Annotated in this window: 17 protein-coding genes; 11 read left to right on the forward strand and 6 right to left on the reverse strand. The window is 74.3% G+C overall.

What is annotated here, in order from left to right; genetic code table 11:
- Position 1 precedes the first annotated feature (1 nt).
- Genes D7044_RS17085 through D7044_RS17095 form a run of 3 tightly spaced genes read right to left on the reverse strand, consistent with a single transcriptional unit; the run spans position 2 to position 4,085 of the window.
- Complete coding sequence (locus D7044_RS17085) at positions 2-3,346, reverse strand: ATP-binding protein (protein ID WP_120689513.1); 3,345 nt, start codon at positions 3,344-3,346, stop codon at positions 2-4.
- A 49-nt stretch (positions 3,347-3,395) separates the two neighbouring features.
- The gene (locus D7044_RS17090; protein WP_120680123.1) at positions 3,396-3,758 is read right to left on the reverse strand and encodes a hypothetical protein; all 363 of its coding nucleotides are present in this window, start codon (positions 3,756-3,758) and stop codon (positions 3,396-3,398) included.
- A gap of 12 nt (positions 3,759-3,770) precedes the next feature.
- Positions 3,771-4,085: a hypothetical protein gene (locus D7044_RS17095; RefSeq protein WP_120680125.1), complete on the reverse strand. Its 315-nt coding sequence runs from the start codon at positions 4,083-4,085 to the stop codon at positions 3,771-3,773.
- Between the two features lie 355 nt (positions 4,086-4,440).
- Here D7044_RS17095 and folP point away from each other — a divergent pair, with 355 nt between their 5' ends.
- From folP to D7044_RS17130, 7 genes are all read left to right on the forward strand, one after another.
- Positions 4,441-5,331, forward strand: coding sequence for a dihydropteroate synthase (folP, locus tag D7044_RS17100; RefSeq protein WP_120680127.1), 891 nt, complete (start codon positions 4,441-4,443; stop codon positions 5,329-5,331).
- Positions 5,328-5,693, forward strand: a complete 366-nt coding sequence (gene folB / locus D7044_RS17105) for a dihydroneopterin aldolase (RefSeq protein ID WP_120680129.1) — start codon at positions 5,328-5,330, stop codon at positions 5,691-5,693. Before folP ends, folB begins: the two co-directional genes overlap by 4 nt.
- A complete protein-coding gene (gene folK, locus D7044_RS17110; protein WP_120689514.1) occupies positions 5,690-6,217 on the forward strand; it encodes a 2-amino-4-hydroxy-6-hydroxymethyldihydropteridine diphosphokinase in 528 nt (175 codons plus the stop codon). The genes folB and folK overlap by 4 nt, the downstream gene beginning before the upstream one ends.
- A 19-nt stretch (positions 6,218-6,236) precedes the next feature.
- On the forward strand, positions 6,237-6,776 hold the full coding sequence (locus D7044_RS17115) for a DUF3180 domain-containing protein (protein ID WP_120680133.1): 540 nt from the start codon (positions 6,237-6,239) through the stop codon (positions 6,774-6,776).
- 142 nt (positions 6,777-6,918) lie between these two features.
- Positions 6,919-8,124 (forward strand): ABC transporter permease, encoded by a 1,206-nt coding sequence (locus tag D7044_RS17120; RefSeq protein ID WP_120689515.1) that lies wholly within the window; start codon positions 6,919-6,921, stop codon positions 8,122-8,124.
- Positions 8,125-8,178: 54 nt separating this feature from the next.
- The gene (locus D7044_RS17125) at positions 8,179-8,487 is read left to right on the forward strand and encodes a hypothetical protein (RefSeq protein WP_120680617.1); all 309 of its coding nucleotides are present in this window, start codon (positions 8,179-8,181) and stop codon (positions 8,485-8,487) included.
- A 55-nt stretch (positions 8,488-8,542) separates the two neighbouring features.
- Positions 8,543-9,043, forward strand: a complete 501-nt coding sequence (locus tag D7044_RS17130; protein WP_120689516.1) for a hypothetical protein — start codon at positions 8,543-8,545, stop codon at positions 9,041-9,043.
- A gap of 129 nt (positions 9,044-9,172) precedes the next feature.
- Here D7044_RS17130 and D7044_RS17135 read toward each other — a convergent pair whose 3' ends face one another.
- Positions 9,173-10,207, reverse strand: coding sequence for an ABC transporter ATP-binding protein (locus D7044_RS17135; protein ID WP_120680139.1), 1,035 nt, complete (start codon positions 10,205-10,207; stop codon positions 9,173-9,175).
- 2 nt (positions 10,208-10,209) lie between these two features.
- On the opposite strand from D7044_RS17135, the gene D7044_RS17140 reads away from it, so the two are divergent.
- From D7044_RS17140 to D7044_RS17155, 4 genes are all read left to right on the forward strand, one after another.
- Positions 10,210-10,896, forward strand: a complete 687-nt coding sequence (locus D7044_RS17140) for an ABC transporter permease (RefSeq protein WP_120680141.1) — start codon at positions 10,210-10,212, stop codon at positions 10,894-10,896.
- Positions 10,893-11,615, forward strand: coding sequence for an ABC transporter permease (locus tag D7044_RS17145; RefSeq protein WP_120680143.1), 723 nt, complete (start codon positions 10,893-10,895; stop codon positions 11,613-11,615). Before D7044_RS17140 ends, D7044_RS17145 begins: the two co-directional genes overlap by 4 nt.
- A gap of 276 nt (positions 11,616-11,891) precedes the next feature.
- Positions 11,892-12,893 carry a glycine betaine ABC transporter substrate-binding protein gene (locus tag D7044_RS17150; protein WP_120680145.1) on the forward strand — a complete coding sequence of 334 codons (1,002 nt, stop codon included), beginning with the start codon at positions 11,892-11,894 and terminating at the stop codon, positions 12,891-12,893.
- 132 nt (positions 12,894-13,025) lie between these two features.
- Positions 13,026-14,627 (forward strand): hypothetical protein, encoded by a 1,602-nt coding sequence (locus D7044_RS17155; RefSeq protein WP_199716653.1) that lies wholly within the window; start codon positions 13,026-13,028, stop codon positions 14,625-14,627.
- 21 nt (positions 14,628-14,648) lie between these two features.
- Here the strand turns inward: D7044_RS17155 and D7044_RS17160 are convergent, their stop codons facing one another.
- Together D7044_RS17160 and D7044_RS17165 are read right to left on the reverse strand one after the other, a co-directional pair.
- On the reverse strand, positions 14,649-15,836 hold the full coding sequence (locus tag D7044_RS17160; RefSeq protein ID WP_199716654.1) for an NADH-quinone oxidoreductase subunit D: 1,188 nt from the start codon (positions 15,834-15,836) through the stop codon (positions 14,649-14,651).
- Positions 15,833-16,867, reverse strand: coding sequence for an SAM-dependent methyltransferase (locus tag D7044_RS17165; protein ID WP_120689517.1), 1,035 nt, complete (start codon positions 16,865-16,867; stop codon positions 15,833-15,835). Before D7044_RS17165 ends, D7044_RS17160 begins: the two co-directional genes overlap by 4 nt.
- Positions 16,868-16,975: the final 108 nt, after the last annotated feature.

The raw sequence follows: 16,975 nt of genomic DNA on the forward strand, positions 1-16,975 counted from the left end.
GTCACGCCTCCAGATCCGGCAGGGGGACGCTCGGCAGCACCCCGGCCGCTGCGGCGACCGCTGCGGGCGTGGTGTCGAGGTGTTCCAGCAGTCGCTCGACGTACGAGACGTCCACCCGGACCTTCTGCACCCGCCCGTCGACGTCCCGCATGACGAACTCGCGGAAGCCCAGCCGGGTGGACGACGTGGCGTCGGCGGTGGAGAGCGAGGCGAGGGTGGCCTCGTAGCCGTCGTTGACCGGTACCCGTAGCAGCCGCAGCGCCTCCGAGGCGATCTCGTTGTCCTCGGCGATCCGGCCGACGAAGACGGTCGAGACGAGGTTCTGCACGTCGAGACCGAGAATGTCGCGCGGGTTCTGGGAGGCGACCAGCGCGGCCAGGTTCCACTTGCGGGAGTCGCGGGCGAGCCGTACCAGGAAGGAGCGGCCGGAGCGCCACCCCTCCATGAAGTGCGCCTCGTCCAGGCCGACGAGCTTCCGGGACGACATCGACCCGCCGTAGCAGCGGCGTACGGCGAGCCGGTGCGCGGTGTGCAGCATCGGCAGGGCGAGCGCCTCCTCGGCCGACCAGTACTCGCGCTCGATCTTCAGGTCGGGCAGCCGCAGGCCGGCCATGGTGATCACGGTGAGCGCGGCGTCCGGACCGAGCATGCCCTCGGGCGGCCGGCCGAAGAAGAGCATCGCCAGCGGCATCTCGGCGGTGTCCAGCAGGAGGTTGGCGAGTTCCCGGCCGGTGTCGTCGTCGAGTTGGCCGAGCACGGTCACCACGTCGTCCAGGGTGGACGTCTCCTCGGCCGGCACCTGGCGTACGGCGTGCCGGAACAGCGTGGCGGTCGACGCCTCGCGGGCGACCTGCGGCGGCACCAGCATCATGCAGATGTCCTGGACGAGCATCCGCCGCTCGGCCCGCGCGTTGGAGACCGCGATCTCGTACTCCCGGTCGCCGGCGGCGCCGGTGCCGAACTCGCTGCGCCGGGGCGTCGGGATGAGCGCGTACGGCGCGAGGGTGCCGTGCTCGGAGCCGGTGAGGTTGAGCACCCGGGAGTACGGGGCCAGCTCCGGCATCGTGCAGAGCCGGGCCAGCGGGCCGGACGGGTCGAGCAGCGTGACCTGGACGCCCCGCCGGGCGGAGAGGTAGCCGAGCGCACCGAGCAGCGTCGACTTGCCGCCGCCCGGCTCGGCCACGAAGACGGCGAGACCGGAGCGTTCGCGTACCTCCATGGGGTAGTGCAGGTCCAGGAAGACGGGCCGCCGGCAGGTGCCCGCGGTGCGGCCGATCAGGTCGCCGCGCCGGTCACCGACGGTCGACGCGGCCTGCGGCAGTGCGGCGGCGAGCAGTGGCACCGGCATCCGGCGGACGTAGCCGGTGTTGGCGATCGGCTCACCCGGAATGAACTCCCGGGCCAGCCAGTCCTGGTTCTTCGGGTGTTGCAGGGAGATGCGCAGCTCACGGGAGTAGAGCTGGATGAGCCGGCGGGCCCGTTCCATGCACTCTTCCCGGGTCCGGCCGCCGACCGCGAGGCGGTGCCAGCCGTGGGCGCGGGCCGAGTCGACGGGCAGGCCGGTCGTCATCTCGTCGCCGATCACGAGCGCCCGTTTGGCCAGCCGCTCCAGCTCCGGCGGGGCGTCGATGCCGTGTTCGGCGTAGTCGAGCTGCTGCGAGCGGATCATGCGCAGGCGGTGCTCGAGGTTGCGGAACGAGTCACCCGAGCCGAGGATGTCGACCCGGGTCGAGAGCTCCATCGGCCAGGGCAGCCGCTCGTGGAAGTGCAGCCAGGGCTCGTGCCGTTCGGGGATCTCGAGTGGCTCCATCCGCCCCACGGCCAGCACGGCGACGTGCCGCTCCTCGCCGGTCATCCGGTTGACCAGCTTCACGGTCGTGCCGTACGGGGTGCGGTAGCGCTCGATCTGCTCGGTGAGCGCGAGCAGGTCGCCGCGTTCCCACCGTCCGTTGGTCACCGGCGAGAGCGTCCCGGGCGGTGCCATGCAGAGCGCCACCGAGCGGTAGAGCAGCCACTCCAGCTCCTGCGCGGTCACCCGTCGCCCGCGCATGCCGAACGCGCCGAGCACCTCGTCGAACTGCTCGACGGTGCGGCCGAGGCGGCGGCGTTCGCCCTCGGCGACGCCCCGGCCGAAGGTCCGCAGCACCCGCTCGCTGAGCGAGTCGCCGAGGGACCGGCGGGCGAAGGTCACCCCGAGGTACGTCTTCCCCTCGGCGTGGTTGACCGACATCAGGTGCCGCTGCGCGGCCACGAGATGGTCGGCCCAGCTCGGCGTGCCGGGCACGTCGGGCAGCGGGGCGACGGTGTGCGTGTCGACGGTCCGGGCCCACTCGTCGGCCGGGAACGGCCGGGTGGTGCGGCGCAGGTGCAACCGGAAGCCGGCGAGGCCCGCGTACTGCTCGGCGATGGCGGCGAGCAGCGCCTCGCGCTCGGCGTCCGGCCGGAACGCCCAGCGGACCTCGGGCAGCCAGTACCAGGCGGTGACGGTGTTCGGGGTGAAGGTGAGGTGGCCGGCGATCTCGGTGATGGCCAGCTCCACCGACGGGTCGCGGTCACCGAACTTGATCTTCGGTGGCTTCACCCGGGTCGGCTTGATCGGCTTGTCCCGCCGTTCCGGTGACCGCTGCCGTGGCGGTGCGACCTCGCGCCCGAGGTGTTCCGCCGGGCTCTCCGCGGGAGGGCGGGGCGCGGGAGTGGGTACCGGCGGGGCGGGCGGTATCTGCCGCGGCTGCTCGGCCACCGGCTCCGGTTCGACCGCCGGCCGTCGGGCCGGCAACCGGTCGCCGGCCTGGTGCGGCACTCGCGTACGGGTGACCGGTTCGGGTGGCCCTCCGGTCGTCCGGTCGCTGCGGGAGCGGGGCGGCGCGGTGGTCGGCACCGGCTCCTGCCCGGCGCCGGAGGGCTGCGGCCGCGGCGGCGTGGCGGGGGCCGCCGGCGCCGGCTCGATCGCGGCCGGCTGCGGCGGGATCGGGGGGTGTTCCCGCTCGGGGCGTCGCGCCGCCGTGAGTGGGCGGGCGGTACCGGGGCGGGGGGCGCCGAAGAGGTCGAGGAAGGGTGAGTCGATGTCGGGACTCTCCGCGCCGGTCGGCGACGGGCTCCGGGGCGGCGGTTGCTCCGACGGGTTGGCTCGTCGGGTCACCGGGTCGCCGGGCGGGGTGCGCCGCGCCAGCGGGCGGGGTGCCCGGAAGACGCCCACCCCGCCGTGCCCGGGTGAGGTGGCCAGCGCCGGATCGAGGGCGTTCTCGTCCAGCTCCTCGGCCTCTGGGTAGTCGAGCGAACGCGCACGGTGACTACCCGGCGCGGCCGGACGGCCAGCCGGGGAACCCGGCGTGGAATTGCGACTCATGCGACCGCCTCACCCGCATCGTGTGACCGCCCCGTCGGCGTACGTCCGGTCATGCCAGTTCCTCCCGGATCCTGATCCCGCTGCCGACCAGGCGAGGGTCGCGCTGCTCGGCGGCGGGCTCCCGGGTGCGTCGCCAGTCCGTCAGCGCGGTGCGGATCACCACTCGCGCGGGCCGGTCCGGGTCGACGTACCGGAAGACGAACGACGTGCTCACGATGGCGAGCGCGATCTCCCAGGCGGGGAAGAGCTCGACCTGCAACGTGAACAGCCAGTGGATGAACATGTAGAGGGGGACGAGCAGCATGAAGAGCCCGTACTGGGCGTACGGGAGGTGGACGGGAAGGGTGTAGCCGGGCGGCCCGAGATAGACCAGGCGGGCCCGGTAGATGTCGTCGTCGGTGCGCAGCCGCATGTCGCCCGCGCCCTATTCGAAGATCAGGTCGATCAGGTAGTCGCCGACGAAGAAGAGTGTCGCCGCCCCGGCGATGAAGGCCAGGCCGACGATCGCGATGGCCGAGCTGGTCAGCACCTTGGAGATCTCGCCGCGACTGGCTCGGCCGATGAAGATGACGCCGAGGACGGCGAGCAGGATCGGCGCGATCTTGCTGGCGAAGAAGGTGACGACACTGTTCGTGTCGATGCCCTTCGGTTCCGGCTCGGCGAGTGGAGTCGACGCCAAGGCGGAGAGCGCGTGGGCGACGCCGGACGACGCCTGCTCCATGAGCTCGATGGCGATCACTGAAACCTCCCCAAAACGCGGCCGGCGGCGCCGCAGCGGTGCAGTTGGAAAGCCCACGGGTGGAAATGTCCAATTCGAGCGCAGCCAAGTTGCTCTGCGTTCGTTACTCACCACAGAGGGTGGCGAGTTTTGGGCGATTTAGTCCCGCTTCGGCCCTCCCTCCACGCTTCGCCATCTCGATGCTGGGCAATTCCACAGCGTACGGGCCGCCCCGGAATGCGACAAGCCGCGAAGAGGCTGCCCGATACGACCTGGACGACCGATCGTACACCTGTTCCAATGCGCATGTCAGGGCCGCTGTGTAGGCCCGCCCCGGGGCGGTGGAGGCCCCACCGTCGACCGGTACGGTCTAGTCGTGACCGATCTGGTGCGGGCCCCGGCCCCCGTTGTGATGGGCGTCCTCAACGTCACGCCCGACTCCTTCTCCGACGGCGGACGGTACGCCGACCTCGACGCCGCCGTCGGACACGGCGTCCGACTGCACGGCGAAGGGGCGCACCTGATCGACGTGGGCGGCGAGTCCACCCGGCCCGGCGCCGAGCGGGTCGACCCGGAGACCGAGGCCGCCCGGGTGGTCCCCGTCATCCGCGAACTCTCCGCGGCGGGCGTGCCCGTCAGCATCGACACCACCCGGGCCCGCGTCGCCGAGGCGGCCCTGACCGCCGGGGCGGCCGTGGTCAACGACGTCTCCGGCGGGCTGGCCGACCCGGACATGGCCCGGGTGGTGCGGGACGCGGGCTGCCCGTGGGTGCTGATGCACTGGCGCGGGCACTCCCGGGGCATGCGCGAGCTGGCCCACTACACCGACGTGGTCACCGACGTCCGGGCCGAGCTGGCCCAGCGCGTCGACGCGGCGCTGCGGGCCGGGGTGGCCGCCGACCGGATCGTCGTCGACCCGGGGCTCGGCTTCGCCAAGACCGCCGAACACAACTGGCAGCTCAGCGCCCGCCTGCCCGAGCTGCTCGACCTCGGCTACCCGCTGCTCTTCGGGGCCAGCCGCAAGTCCTACCTCGGCCGGCTGCTCGCCACCGCGGACGGGACCCCACGCCCGCCCGACGACCGCGAGGCGGCCACCGTGGCCACCAGCGTGCTCGCCGTGGCGGCCGGCGCCTGGGGGGTACGCGTGCACGACGTACGCGCCACCGTGGACGCGCTCGCCGTCTGGCGGGCCACCGGCGGTCCGCGCCTGGTCGCGCCGGTCGGCGCGACGACCGGGTCGGCCGGCGCGGGAGAGGGGCGTCGGTGACCGACCGGATCACGCTGACCGGCCTACGGGCCCGCGGCCGGCACGGGGTGTACGACTTCGAGCGCGAACAGGGGCAGGACTTCGTCGTCGACGTGGTGCTGGAGCTCGACCTCGGCCCCGCCGCGCGCTCGGACGACGTCGCCGACACCGTTCACTACGGCGAGCTGGCCGACCGGCTGGTCGCCGTCGTGACCGGCGACCCGGTCGATCTGATCGAGACGCTCGCCGACCGGCTGCTGGACGTGTGCCTGACCGACCCGCGGGTGGCGAGCGCGACCGTGACCGTGCACAAGCCGGAGGCGCCCGTGCCGCACACCTTCACCGACGTCGCCGTCACCATGACCCGTGGCCGTGCCCGGTGAGCCGCGCGGTCCTCTCCCTCGGCAGCAATCTCGGCGATCGCCTCGCCCACCTGCGCTGCGCCGTCGCCGGCTTCGGCGACGCGGTCCGCCTGGTCTCCGGCGTGTACGAGACTCCACCGTGGGGGGACCCGGACCAGCCCGCGTACCTGAACGCGGTGCTGCTCGCCGAGGACCCGACCGCCGGCCCGTACGACTGGCTGGAGCGGGCCCGGGCCGCGGAGCGCGCCGCCGGGCGGGTCCGCGACCCGCGACGGCGCTTCGGGCCGCGCACCCTCGACGTCGACGTCATCGCGGTCCGGCGCGACGACGACGAGCCGGTCTTCAGCGACGACCCCGAGCTGACCCTGCCGCACCCCCGCGCCCACCTGAGGGCGTTCGTCCTGCGGCCGTGGATCGACATCCAGCCGGACGGTGAGCTGCCCGGCCACGGCCGGCTCACCGAGCTGCTGGAGACCGGCGCCGCCGCCGCCGACGCGCCGGAAGTGCGCCCCCGCCCGGATCTGGAGTTAGAGTCGACGGCATGACCCAGCGGAGCCGGCCGGCATGACGCAGGCGCAGTCCCCGCAGCCGGGCGGGACGGGACCGGACCGCTCGCGGATGGGCCCGACCCGGATCTCCACCCTCGTGGTGGCCGGGCTGGCCGCCGCCGCGGCGGCCTGGTTGCTGATCAGCACCTTCTACTACAGCGGCATCCCCCAGCTGCCGTGGCTGCCGGTGGTCACGCTCGCCGTGCTCGCCGTGCTCGAGGGGTACGCCGCCGTCAACACCCGGGGCCGCATCGAGCGCCGACCGGGCCGGGAGCCGGTCAACGCGCTGATGGTGGCCCGGTTCGTGGTGCTGGCCAAGGCGTCGTCGCTGGCCGGCGCCATCTTCGCCGGCTTCTACGCCGGGCTGACCGGGTGGCTCTTCGTCGAGTCCACCCGCGCCGCCACCGAGGACCGTGCCCCGGCGGTCGGCGGGCTGATCGCCTCGCTGGCCCTGGTCGCCGCCGCGCTCTGGCTGGAGCGCTCCTGCCGGGTGCCGGAACGGCCCGAGGACGAGCGGGAGCCCGACGACCGGGAGAGCCGCCCCGGCCAACGCTGAGCCCAGCCACCGCCCTCCCGTGTCGGCTGGGGGGTTACGTGCGGCTCACCACGCGGGTACGGTGCCTCCGACCGGACAGCAATGGCCGCCGCCGGTCCGCCCGCACGTCGGACCGGACGACCGGCCAGGGGGAGGCGGCGTCATGGGGTACGACGAACCGGGCCGGGAAGCGCCCGTCGAGCCCTCGTCCGGGGTGCCCGCCGCCGTGCTGGACAACGTCTTCGACGACCCGTTCCACGGTGAGCCCGGTCGGGACCGCGTCGGGGTTCACATCGGCTGGGAGATCGTCCTGCTGATCGGGCTGGCCGCCGTCGTCTGGCTGCTCTGGCAAGAGGACCCGGCCGTGCTGCGTGCCACCGCGCTGCAGTCGCTGCTGGTCGACGTGGCCGCCCTCGGACTGCTCGTGCTCGCCGCCGGGCTGAGCCTGCGTACCGCCGCGGTGAACCTCGCCATCGGGCCGGTCGCGATCGCCGCCGGGCTGCACTTCGCCGAGCAGAGCGACCGTGGGGTGCTGGCCGCCATGGCCCCGGCCGCCGTGGTCGCCGCGATCGCCGGCCTGCTCCTCGGGCTGGCCGTGGTGGTGCTGCACGTGCCGGGCTGGGCGGCGAGCCTCGCCGGGGCGGCGGGCGTCATCGTGTACATCGAGCAGCGCTCCACGCCGGTGCTGGTGCAGGGTGAGTACGACCCGCGCCGGCACGCGTACTACCTCGTCGCCGGCTTCGCCGCGGTGGCCGTCCTCGGCGGCCTCTTCGGCGCGATCCGGCCGGTCCGTCGGCTCGTCGGCCGGTTCCGTCCGGTGGCGGATCCGGCGCGCCGCCGCGGGGCGGTTGCCGCGGTCGTCACCGCTGGCGCGTTGATCGGCTCGACCCTGCTGGCCATGCTGGCCGGTGTCCTCGTCGCCGCCAACGACGCCGCACCGGTGGCCCCCACCACCGGCCTGGACTGGACGGTGCTCGCCGTCGGCGTGGCGCTGCTCGGCGGCACCAGCGCGTACGGCCGCCGTGGCGGGATCTTCGGCACCGTCTTCGCGGTCGGGCTGGTCAGCGCGTTCCTCGCCTATGTCGACGCGCGCGACTGGACGGTGAGCCGGTGGGCGGTCGGCGGCGCGGCCCTGGGGATCGGGCTGCTCGTCACCCGGCTCATCGAGCGGTACGGGCGTCCCGGATCGCCCACCGTGCAGACGCCGGAGCCGCCCGCCGACGGCACGATCAGCTCGGGTTGGACGGTGCCCGGGCCGGTGGAGGACTGGCCGCCGGTCCTGCCGACACCGGCCGCGGACGCGCCGCTGGACCCGTGGCGGTCGCCCCGCTGGGAGAGCGAACCGCGCCGCTGGGACGACGCCCGCTGAGCTGGGGCCATGTCCGACGAGCCGGAGGTGATCTCGGCGGTTAGGCTCGGCGGCATGAGCGAGACACCTGCCACCCCCACCGGCGGTCACACCTTCGCGGAGTTGGACGCACTCCCCACCGAGGAGCTGCGGGAGCGGGCGTTCGCGCTCGCCCGGGAGCGGGTCGACGTCGGCTTCTTCTGGTCGGTGCTGCGTCACCTGCCGAACGCGGACGAGGCGGCCGCGCTGGACGGCGCCCCGAACTCCGTCGGGCCGATCATCGACGAGGCCGCCGCGCTCCTGCGGGAGCTCTCCGGCCACGACTACGAGGAGACGGCCCCGCTGCTGCGGGCCGCCTTCATCGACTACCTGATGAAGCACTGACGCGACAGGTACTCGGAGATCCGCCCGCCTCCGCGGGCCGGGAACGGACAACATCATGGCGCTCACCAACCGGACCGGCGCGGTCAGCCGGTACGGCGCGGCCGCCGGCACCGGCGCGCTCGCCGCGCTCGTGCTCGTGGCCGTGGCCGGCAGCCCGGCGTACACCGGCTGGGCCGGGAACCACACCGATCCGAACTCGGCGGCCGGCTGGTACCTGCGGCTGCTCGCCTGGCCGGCCTGGCGGATCCACGACGGCGACCAGGGCGGCGGGGTGTTCGCCGCCGACCTGCGGGCCATCCTGCTGGTGATCCTCGCGGCGGCGCTGCTCTACGTGCTGCCGGCCTCGCAGGTGGCCCGGGTGCCGGGCGGGTTCAGCCAGTTCTTCTCCGGCTGGGCGGCGTTCGTGCTGGCCGGCGGCCTCGCCGGGCTGCTGGCGGTCCTCCTCGGGCCGGGGCCGTCGATGCTCGGCGCGTTGCAGGCCGCCGGTGAGGGGGCCAGCTACGGATTCCTCAGCGGCTGGGTCATCGGCGTGGCCAGCCTCGGCGGCCGCGCCTGATCCAGCCGGTCCGGGGCCCGTCGCCCCGGCCGCACCTGATCTCACGGTCGGCCACGGGCGAGGCGGCGGCGGCACGAGGCGTGGGCGACCCGGGACGGCCGCGCGGTTCCCGCTCCGCCCGGCCGGTCACTACGGCCGGGTCTGATCGCCGGGTCCGGCGGCGAGGTCGAGCAGGTGCTGGCGGTCCAGCGCGCCGACGGGTCGGCCCCCGTCGGTGACCACCACCCGCTGCGCCGCCGAGGTGAGCAGCGTCGCGAGCGCGTCGTACGCCGAGGCGTCGAGCGGTACGGTCGGCGCGTCCGTCGCCCCGTCGGCGGGCACCGGCTCCAGCGCCTCGCGGCGCAGCGGCGTGACCACCAGCCGACGGATGCCCCGGTCGGCGCCGACGAACTCGCGGACGAACGGGGTGGCCGGCGTGCCGAGCAGCGCCGCCGGTGGGGCGTACTGCTCCAGGTGACCGCCCTCGGAGAGCACCGCGACCCGGTCACCGAGCCGGACCGCCTCGTCGAGGTCGTGGGTGACCAGCACGATCGTCTTGCGTACCTCGGCCTGCAGCCGGAGGAACTCCTCCTGCAGCCGGGTACGGACGATCGGGTCCACGGCGGAGAACGGCTCGTCCATGAGCAGCACCACCGGGTCGGCGGCGAGCGCGCGGGCCACGCCGACCCGCTGCCGCTGCCCGCCGGAGAGCTCGTGCGGGTACCGGCCCCCGAACGTGCCCGGGTCGAGGCCGACCAGCTCCAGCAGCTCGTCCACCCGGCTCCGGACCTGCTCCCGGGGCCAGCCGAGCAGCTTCGGAACGGTCGCGACGTTCGCCCGGACCGTCTGGTGCGGGAAGAGGCCGACGTTCTGGATGACGTAGCCGATCCGGCGGCGCAGCCCTACCGGGTCGACCCGGGTGACGTCCTCGTCGCCGAGGAGGATCCGGCCCCCGGTCGGCTCGATCATCCGGTTGATCATCCGCAGCACCGTCGACTTGCCGCAGCCGGACGGGCCGATGAGCACCACCAGCTCGCCGGCGCCGACCTCGAGGCTCAGCCCGCGTACGGCTTCGGTCCCGTCCGGGTAACGCTTGCGGACGCCCTCCAGCGTGATCGACGCCGCGCGCCGCTCGCCGGTGGTCGCGCGCCCGTTGGCGCCGGAGGTCTCCGGGGTAACGTCCACGTATGTCCTTCCGCCTGAGCTACCGGGCCGACCCGGGCAACCCGTGGTTCTCCTGGCAGTACCTGCGGGACAACTCTGACACGCTCACCGTCGCGCTGCGCGACCACGCCTCGCTGACCGCCCGCGCGGTGCTGATCGCCGCCCTGATCGCCGTGCCGCTGGCCGTGGTGGCGTACTGGTTCCGTCCCCTCGCCGGCCCGATCCTCGCCTTCACCGGGGTGCTCTACACCATTCCCTCCCTGGCCCTCTTCGCGTTCATCGCCCCCTACCTGGGCATCGGTACGGTGACGGTGCTCACCGTGGTGGTGCTCTACGCCCTGCTCGTGATCGTGCGTAACACGGTCGCCGGGTTGACCCAGGTGCCGCCCGAGGTGCGGGAGGCGGCCGAGGGCATGGGTTACGGCCGGTGGGGGCGGCTGTTCCGGATCGAGCTGCCGCTCGCCCTGCCGGGGATCCTCACCGGGCTGCGGCTGGCGACCGTCTCGACCGTGGCGCTGGTCACCGTCGGGGTGGTGGTGGGGCGTGGCGGACTCGGCCAGGTGATCTTCGCCGGCTTCCAGAACAACTTCTACAAGGCGCAGATCATGGCTGGGACGCTGCTCTGTGTCCTGCTCGCCCTGGTGCTGGACCTGATCCTCGCCGGGGTCGGCCGGCTGCTCACCCCGTGGCTCACCCGGAGATCCTCATGAGCGTCATCGAGCAGGCCGTCGTCTGGCTCAACGACCCGCTGAACTGGACCAACCCCGGCGGGGTGCTGGACCGGCTCGGCGAGCACCTGGTCCTCTCCGCCGCCGCAGTCGCGCTGGGCTGCCTGGTGGCCTGGCCGATCGGGCTCTGGCTCGGCCACACCGGGCGCGCCGGTGGCCTGGTCGTGCTGGTGGCCAACGTGACTCTCGCCATCCCGACGCTCGCCCTGCTCACCATCCTGCCGCTGACCTTCCTCGGTTTCGGGCGGCCGTCGGTGATCGTCGCGTTGGCGGTCTTCGCGCTGCCGCCGCTGCTGGCCAACGCGTACACGGGGGTGCGGCAGGCCGATCCGGAGGCGCGGGACGCCGCACGCGGCATGGGGCTCTCCGGCTGGCAGGTGCTACGGCAGGTGGAGCTGCCGCTCGCCGTGCCGTACCTGGCGGCCGGGTTCCGGACCGCCGCCGTGCAGGTGGTGGCCACCGCGGCGCTCGCCTCGTTCGTCAACGGCGGCGGGCTGGGCCAGATCATCCGGGCCGGGTTCGGGTTGGACATCGCCGCCGGTGGTGGCCAGATCCTCGCCGGGGGTGTGCTGGTGGCGGCGCTCGCCGTCTCGGTGGAGGTGGTGCTGGCCCTGGTCGAGCGGGCGGTCACGCCGCGCCAGCTGCGCGCGGCGCGCCGGGGCGCGAACCGCCGGGCCGCCGACGCGGTCGCCGGCGGCTGACGGCGGAGCAGCGCGGCCCGGCGGTCGTGGTCGACGACCGGGGGCCACGGGGCCGGAGTGGTCGGCGGGACCGCTGTGGCCCTGGTCACGTGGCCGAACGCCGCCACACCCCCTCCCGCCTGGCGAGACGGTGACGATCAGGTGACGAACCTCCCCTCCGGTTGTCGTACTCGGCTGGAGGATGTTGGGTGGACGTCGCGGGCATCGGAACGATCGCCCGTCGGACACGCGGCCGGCCCGGAAGGGTCGCGCCGGGACACGGAAGGCGGGCTATACATGCGCGCACGTATTCGACTGGCCGTCGGCGCTGCGGCGGCCCTCACCGCCGCCGGACTGCTGAGCGGCTGCGGCGGCGCCGGCTCGTCCGGCACCGACGCCCCGAAGCAGGAGGCGAGCGGGGCGGGCTGCGCCCCGGTCGCGGGGGACCAGCTGATGGTCCTCGCCGACGACAAGGGGCAGCAGAACAGCGACAACGTCATCCCGGCCGTCAACGCCGACGCGGCGAACCCGCAGCTGCTCGCCGCGGTCGACAAGGTCTCCGCCGCGCTGGACACGCCGAAGCTCATCCAGCTCAACAAGGCTGTCGACGTGGACCGCAAGACCCCGAAGACCGCCGCGGAGGAGTTCGCCTCGGCGAACAACCTCACCGCGGGGATCGCCAAGGGCCCGGGCGGGCCGCTCGTGGTCGGCGCCGCCAACTTCAGCGAGAGCGAGACGCTCGGCGAGCTCTACCGGATCGTGCTGACCGCCGCCGGCTACCAGGTCCGCGTGCAGCAGATCGGCAGCCGGGAGCTCTACGAGCCCGCCCTGGAGAAGGGCGAGATCCAGGTGGTCCCGGAGTACGCCGCGAGCATGGCCGAGTTCCTCAACACCAAGGCCAACGGCCCGAACGCCAAGCCGGTCGCCTCGCCGGAGATCGACAAGACCGTGACCGCGCTGCGGGCCGAAGGCGACAAGGTGGGCATCACCTTCGGCACGCCGTCGGCCGCCCAGGACCAGAACGCCTTCGCGGTCACCAAGGCGTTCTCCGACAAGTACGGCGTCAAGACCCTCTCCGAGCTGGCCAGCAAGTGCTCCGGCCAGGCGACCGTGCTGGCCGGGCCGCCGGAGTGCCCGCAGCGGGTGACCTGCCAGGCCGGCCTGGTCCAGGTCTACAACTTCCACGCGGGCTCCTTCAGCTCGCTGGACGCCGGTGGTCCGCAGACCAAGAACGCGCTGAAGACCGGTAGCGCCAGCGTGGGCCTCGTCCTCTCCTCGGACGGCGCGCTCGCCGGCTGACCCCTCTGCGCGGGCCCGGCCCGGTCGGCTTCGGCCGGCCGGGCCGGGCCTTCTTCGGGTCGATCCCGGGTACGGCCGCGGTGGCACGGGCCCATTCCCACCCGAAGCCGACTCTCGGTAGGCTGCACAGCCATGCCGGCCCCCGAAGCCATGCGTAGCCGTTCCCTCCTGACGGCCCTCTTCTGGATCGGAGTGGGACTGGCGCCGGTGGCGGCGCTGATCCTGCTGGTCGCCGACGGCAATGGGACGCTGCGCTTCGGCGCGGTGCTCGCCATCCTGGCCGTGGTGCTGATCGGCCTGTCGATCGCGCTCCGCCCCGACGGGGAGAGTGGCCAGGGCCGCGTCGACGAGGTTCTCGACGAGCTGGACGAGCTCCGCCGTGAGCTGCGCAGTGAGATCGTGGCCGCCGCGCAACGCGGAAACCAGGCTCTCGACCAGGCCCAGCGGGCCCAGGAGGCGGTGACCGCGGTACGCCGCAGGCTGGAGGCGACCAGTGCCGCCCTCGCCGGTGCGGCCCTGGGCGGGGCCGAGGAGCCGGTTGGGTCAGGTCGGGCCCGGGTGCCGGTCGCCGAGCCCGAGGAGGACGTTCCGACCGGACGCGCGCGGGCGCCCCGGGAGGAGCCCGAGCCCCGCTGGGCCCGCTCCGGCGGGGCGGACGACGAGGAGCTGGCCCCCCGTTCGGCGTCGGGCCGGCACGGCGCCGACCGTCCGGACCCCGAGCCGGAGCGGCCGGCCGTCGGGACGTACGGCGAGCGGGCCGGCTCGGCCGGGGCGTACGGCGATCGTGCCGCGGCCGCCGGGTACGGCGGCGAGCGTGCGGGCGCCGCGGCCGGCGGCTACGCCGCCGCGCCCCGTCCCGGCGAGCCGGAGGGCCGGGGGGAGCCGCGGCCGCTGGGCGTGGTCCGGCACACCGAGACGGTGCACGTCACCACCCGGCACACGATCGTGGACGGCGGCCCGGCGGAGTCGGCCAGCGGGCGGTACGGCGGCGGGTACTCGGGCGGCTGGTCGCCGCCGGCCGAGGAGCGGCAGTGGGGCGCCGCCGAGGAGCGGTGGCCGGGCGGCAACCCGCAGGAGCGCTCCTGGTCCGGGTACGCCGGGCAGGACGAGCGCCCCCGCTCCGGTGACGAGCGCCCGTGGGCGGGCGCCGGTGGCCCGCGTGACGAGCCCGGCTGGGATGATCCGCGCGACGACCGGGTTCGCTCGGGTCGGCGCGACGAGCGGGGCTGGTCGGCCCCGGAGGGCCAGTGGGACCGGGCGGAGCCGCCGGCCGGCCCGGAGGCGCGGGGCTGGGGTGAGCCGGCGGAGCCGGACCGGCCGGTGCAGGCGGACGAGACCGGCCAGTACTGGGCGCAGCTGCGCGCCGGTGACCGGTGGGCCTCGGTCCGGGAGGACGACCGGGGCCGGGAGCTGCGGATGGGCGAGCGGCGGGCCGAGGCGCACGCCGACGCGACCGGCAGTGAGTACCGGGTCGCCGACCGCTGGGCGTCGGTCCGTCGGGACGAGCCGCGCCGCGAGTACGACCGGGGCCGCGACGAGGGCCGGCGGGGCGGCTGGATCGAGCCGGAGGAGCGGGCGCTGCCTGCCGGCGGGGTACCCGTGCCCGACGAGTGGCGCCCGCCGCGCCAGCGGGGGCCGGTCGACGCCGAGCCGGAGCGGGTGAGCCGCCGCCCGCGGGTCGACGAGGACCCCTACGGCTACCCGCCCCGCGACGACGGCTCCCGCTGGCGCTGACCGGCGCCGCCCGGGGCCGGCCTACTTGTCGATGTCGCCGACCACGAAGAACATCGAGCCGAGGATCGCGATCAGGTCCGGCACCAGGCAGCCCGGCAGCAGGGTCGCCAACGCCTGCACGTTGGCGTACGACGCGGTGCGCAGCTTCAACCGCCACGGCGTCTTCTCGCCCCGCGAGACGAGGTAGTAGCCGTTGACGCCGAGCGGGTTCTCGGTCCACGCGTAGGTGTGCCCCTCGGGTGCCTTGACCACCTTCGGCAGCCGCGTGTTCACCGGCCCGGTGAGCCGGTCGACCCGCTCCAGGCACTGCTCGGCGAGGTCGAGCGAGACGTACACCTGCTCGAGCAGGAGCTCGAACCGGGCGTGGCAGTCCCCGGCGGTCCGCGTCACCACCGGCACGTTCAGCTCGTCGTAGGCGAGGTAGGGATCGTCGCGGCGCAGGTCCAGGTCGAGGCCGGAGGCGCGGGCGACCGGGCCGGAGGCCCCGAACGCCGCGGCGTCCGCCGCCGAGAGCACCCCGACGCCGACGGTACGGGCCAGGAAGATCTCGTTGCGCCGGATCAGGTCGTCCAGGTCGGGCATTCGTCGGCGTACCTCACCGATGGCGGCCCGGGCCCGGCCGGTCCAGCCGGACGGCACCTCCTCCTTCAGCCCGCCCACCCGGTTGAACATGTAGTGGATGCGGCCGCCGGAGACCTCCTCCATCACCGTCTGGAGCGTCTCCCGTTCACGGAAGGCGTAGAACATCGGCGTGATCGCGCCGATCTCCAGGGGGTAGGAGCCGAGGAACATCAGGTGGTTGAGCACCCGGTTGAGCTCGGCGAGGGCCATCCGCAGCCAGGTCGCCCGCTCCGGCACCTCCAGCCCCATCAGCCGTTCGACGGCGAGCACCACGCCGAGCTCGTTCGAGAAGGCCGACAGCCAGTCGTGCCGGTTGGCCAGCACGATGATCTGCCGGTAGTCGCGTACCTCGAAGAGCTTCTCCGCACCCCGGTGCATGTAGCCGACGATCGGTTCGGCCGAGACCACCCGCTCACCGTCGAGCACCAGCTTCAGTCGCAGCACCCCGTGGGTGGAGGGGTGCTGCGGGCCGATGTTGAGCACCATGTCGGTGCCGAGCTGCTCCCCGCCGGCACCCGCCACCAGGCCGGCTCCGGTGCCGACGGTCAGCTCACGGAGATCCCGGGCGTCGGTGGTCATGCCCGTCATCGTGCCACGACCGGGTCGAGCGGCACGTCGACCGGTTGCCACAGCCACCGATGCCCGCCGAGGCCGGCCGGGTCGGTCAGCTCGGCCACCGTGGACGCCGCGGCGAGCGCCCGCACGTACCCGGCCGGGTCGGTGCCGGCCAGCGTCAGCGGCGGCCGGCCGCCGTCGGCCCCGAGCGCCCGCAACGCCTCCCGCTGCGACGACAAGGTGTACGAGCACCGGGCGACCCGCTCACCGGCGGAGGCGACGGAGTCCAGGGCGACGTGTGCGGTGACGTCGCACGATCCGTCCGGCACCGGCGGTACCTGCCGCCCGCCCCGGTATCCGGTGACCGTCCCGCCGATCGGCCGTTCCGCCCGCAGGTGCCCGTAGTCCACGGCCAACGCCAGCCCCCGGTCGACGTGGCGCACCGCCTCGGCCCAGACCTCGTCCCTGCTCCGTCCGATCTCGGCCCGGGCGTCGGTCGCCGTGGCGGTCTCGGGGCCGGTCGAGTCGGCTGGGTCGCTGCCGGGCACCGGCCACCAGGTGGCGAGCCACTCGGCGTCCTCCGGACCGACCGGGTCACCGATCGACTCCTCGCCGGTCGCCGGGTCGACGAGCAGGTAGCGCCACCCGCCCTCGGTGTGGACGGCGATGTCCAGCGGTACGTTGTCGAGCCACTCCGTGGCCAGGAGCAGCCCGGTCATCCCGCTCGGGATCTCGGCCCTCCAGGTGATCTCGTCCGGCAGGTCGTCCGGCCGCGGTGCCAACTCGACAGCCGTGAGTCGCAACCGTGCTGCCGTCGCCGGCTGCATCCCGGCGAGGGCCCGCAGCAGCTCGCCGCGACCGGCGCCGACGTCGACCACGTCCAGCCGGTCGGGGTGGCCGAGCGCGGCGTCGACCTGTTCGATCACGCGGAGCAGGGCGGCGGCGAAGACCGGGGACGCGTGCACGCTGGTGCGGAAGTGGTCGGCCGGGCCGGACCCGGAGACGAAGAAGCCACCCGGGCCGTAGAGCGCCCGGTCCATCGCGTCCCGCCAGCGGATCGACATCAGTTCATTCCTCGGTCGGAGGGGCCGTCACCGTGCCGACCCTACGGTCATCCGGCCCGGGGCGACTCCTCGTCCCCGCCGCGGACGGGCCGGGAGGGCGTCGCTTCC

It is taken from the genome of Micromonospora musae, from assembly GCF_003626635.1.
Taxonomy (GTDB): Bacteria; Actinomycetota; Actinomycetes; order Mycobacteriales; family Micromonosporaceae; genus Micromonospora; species Micromonospora musae.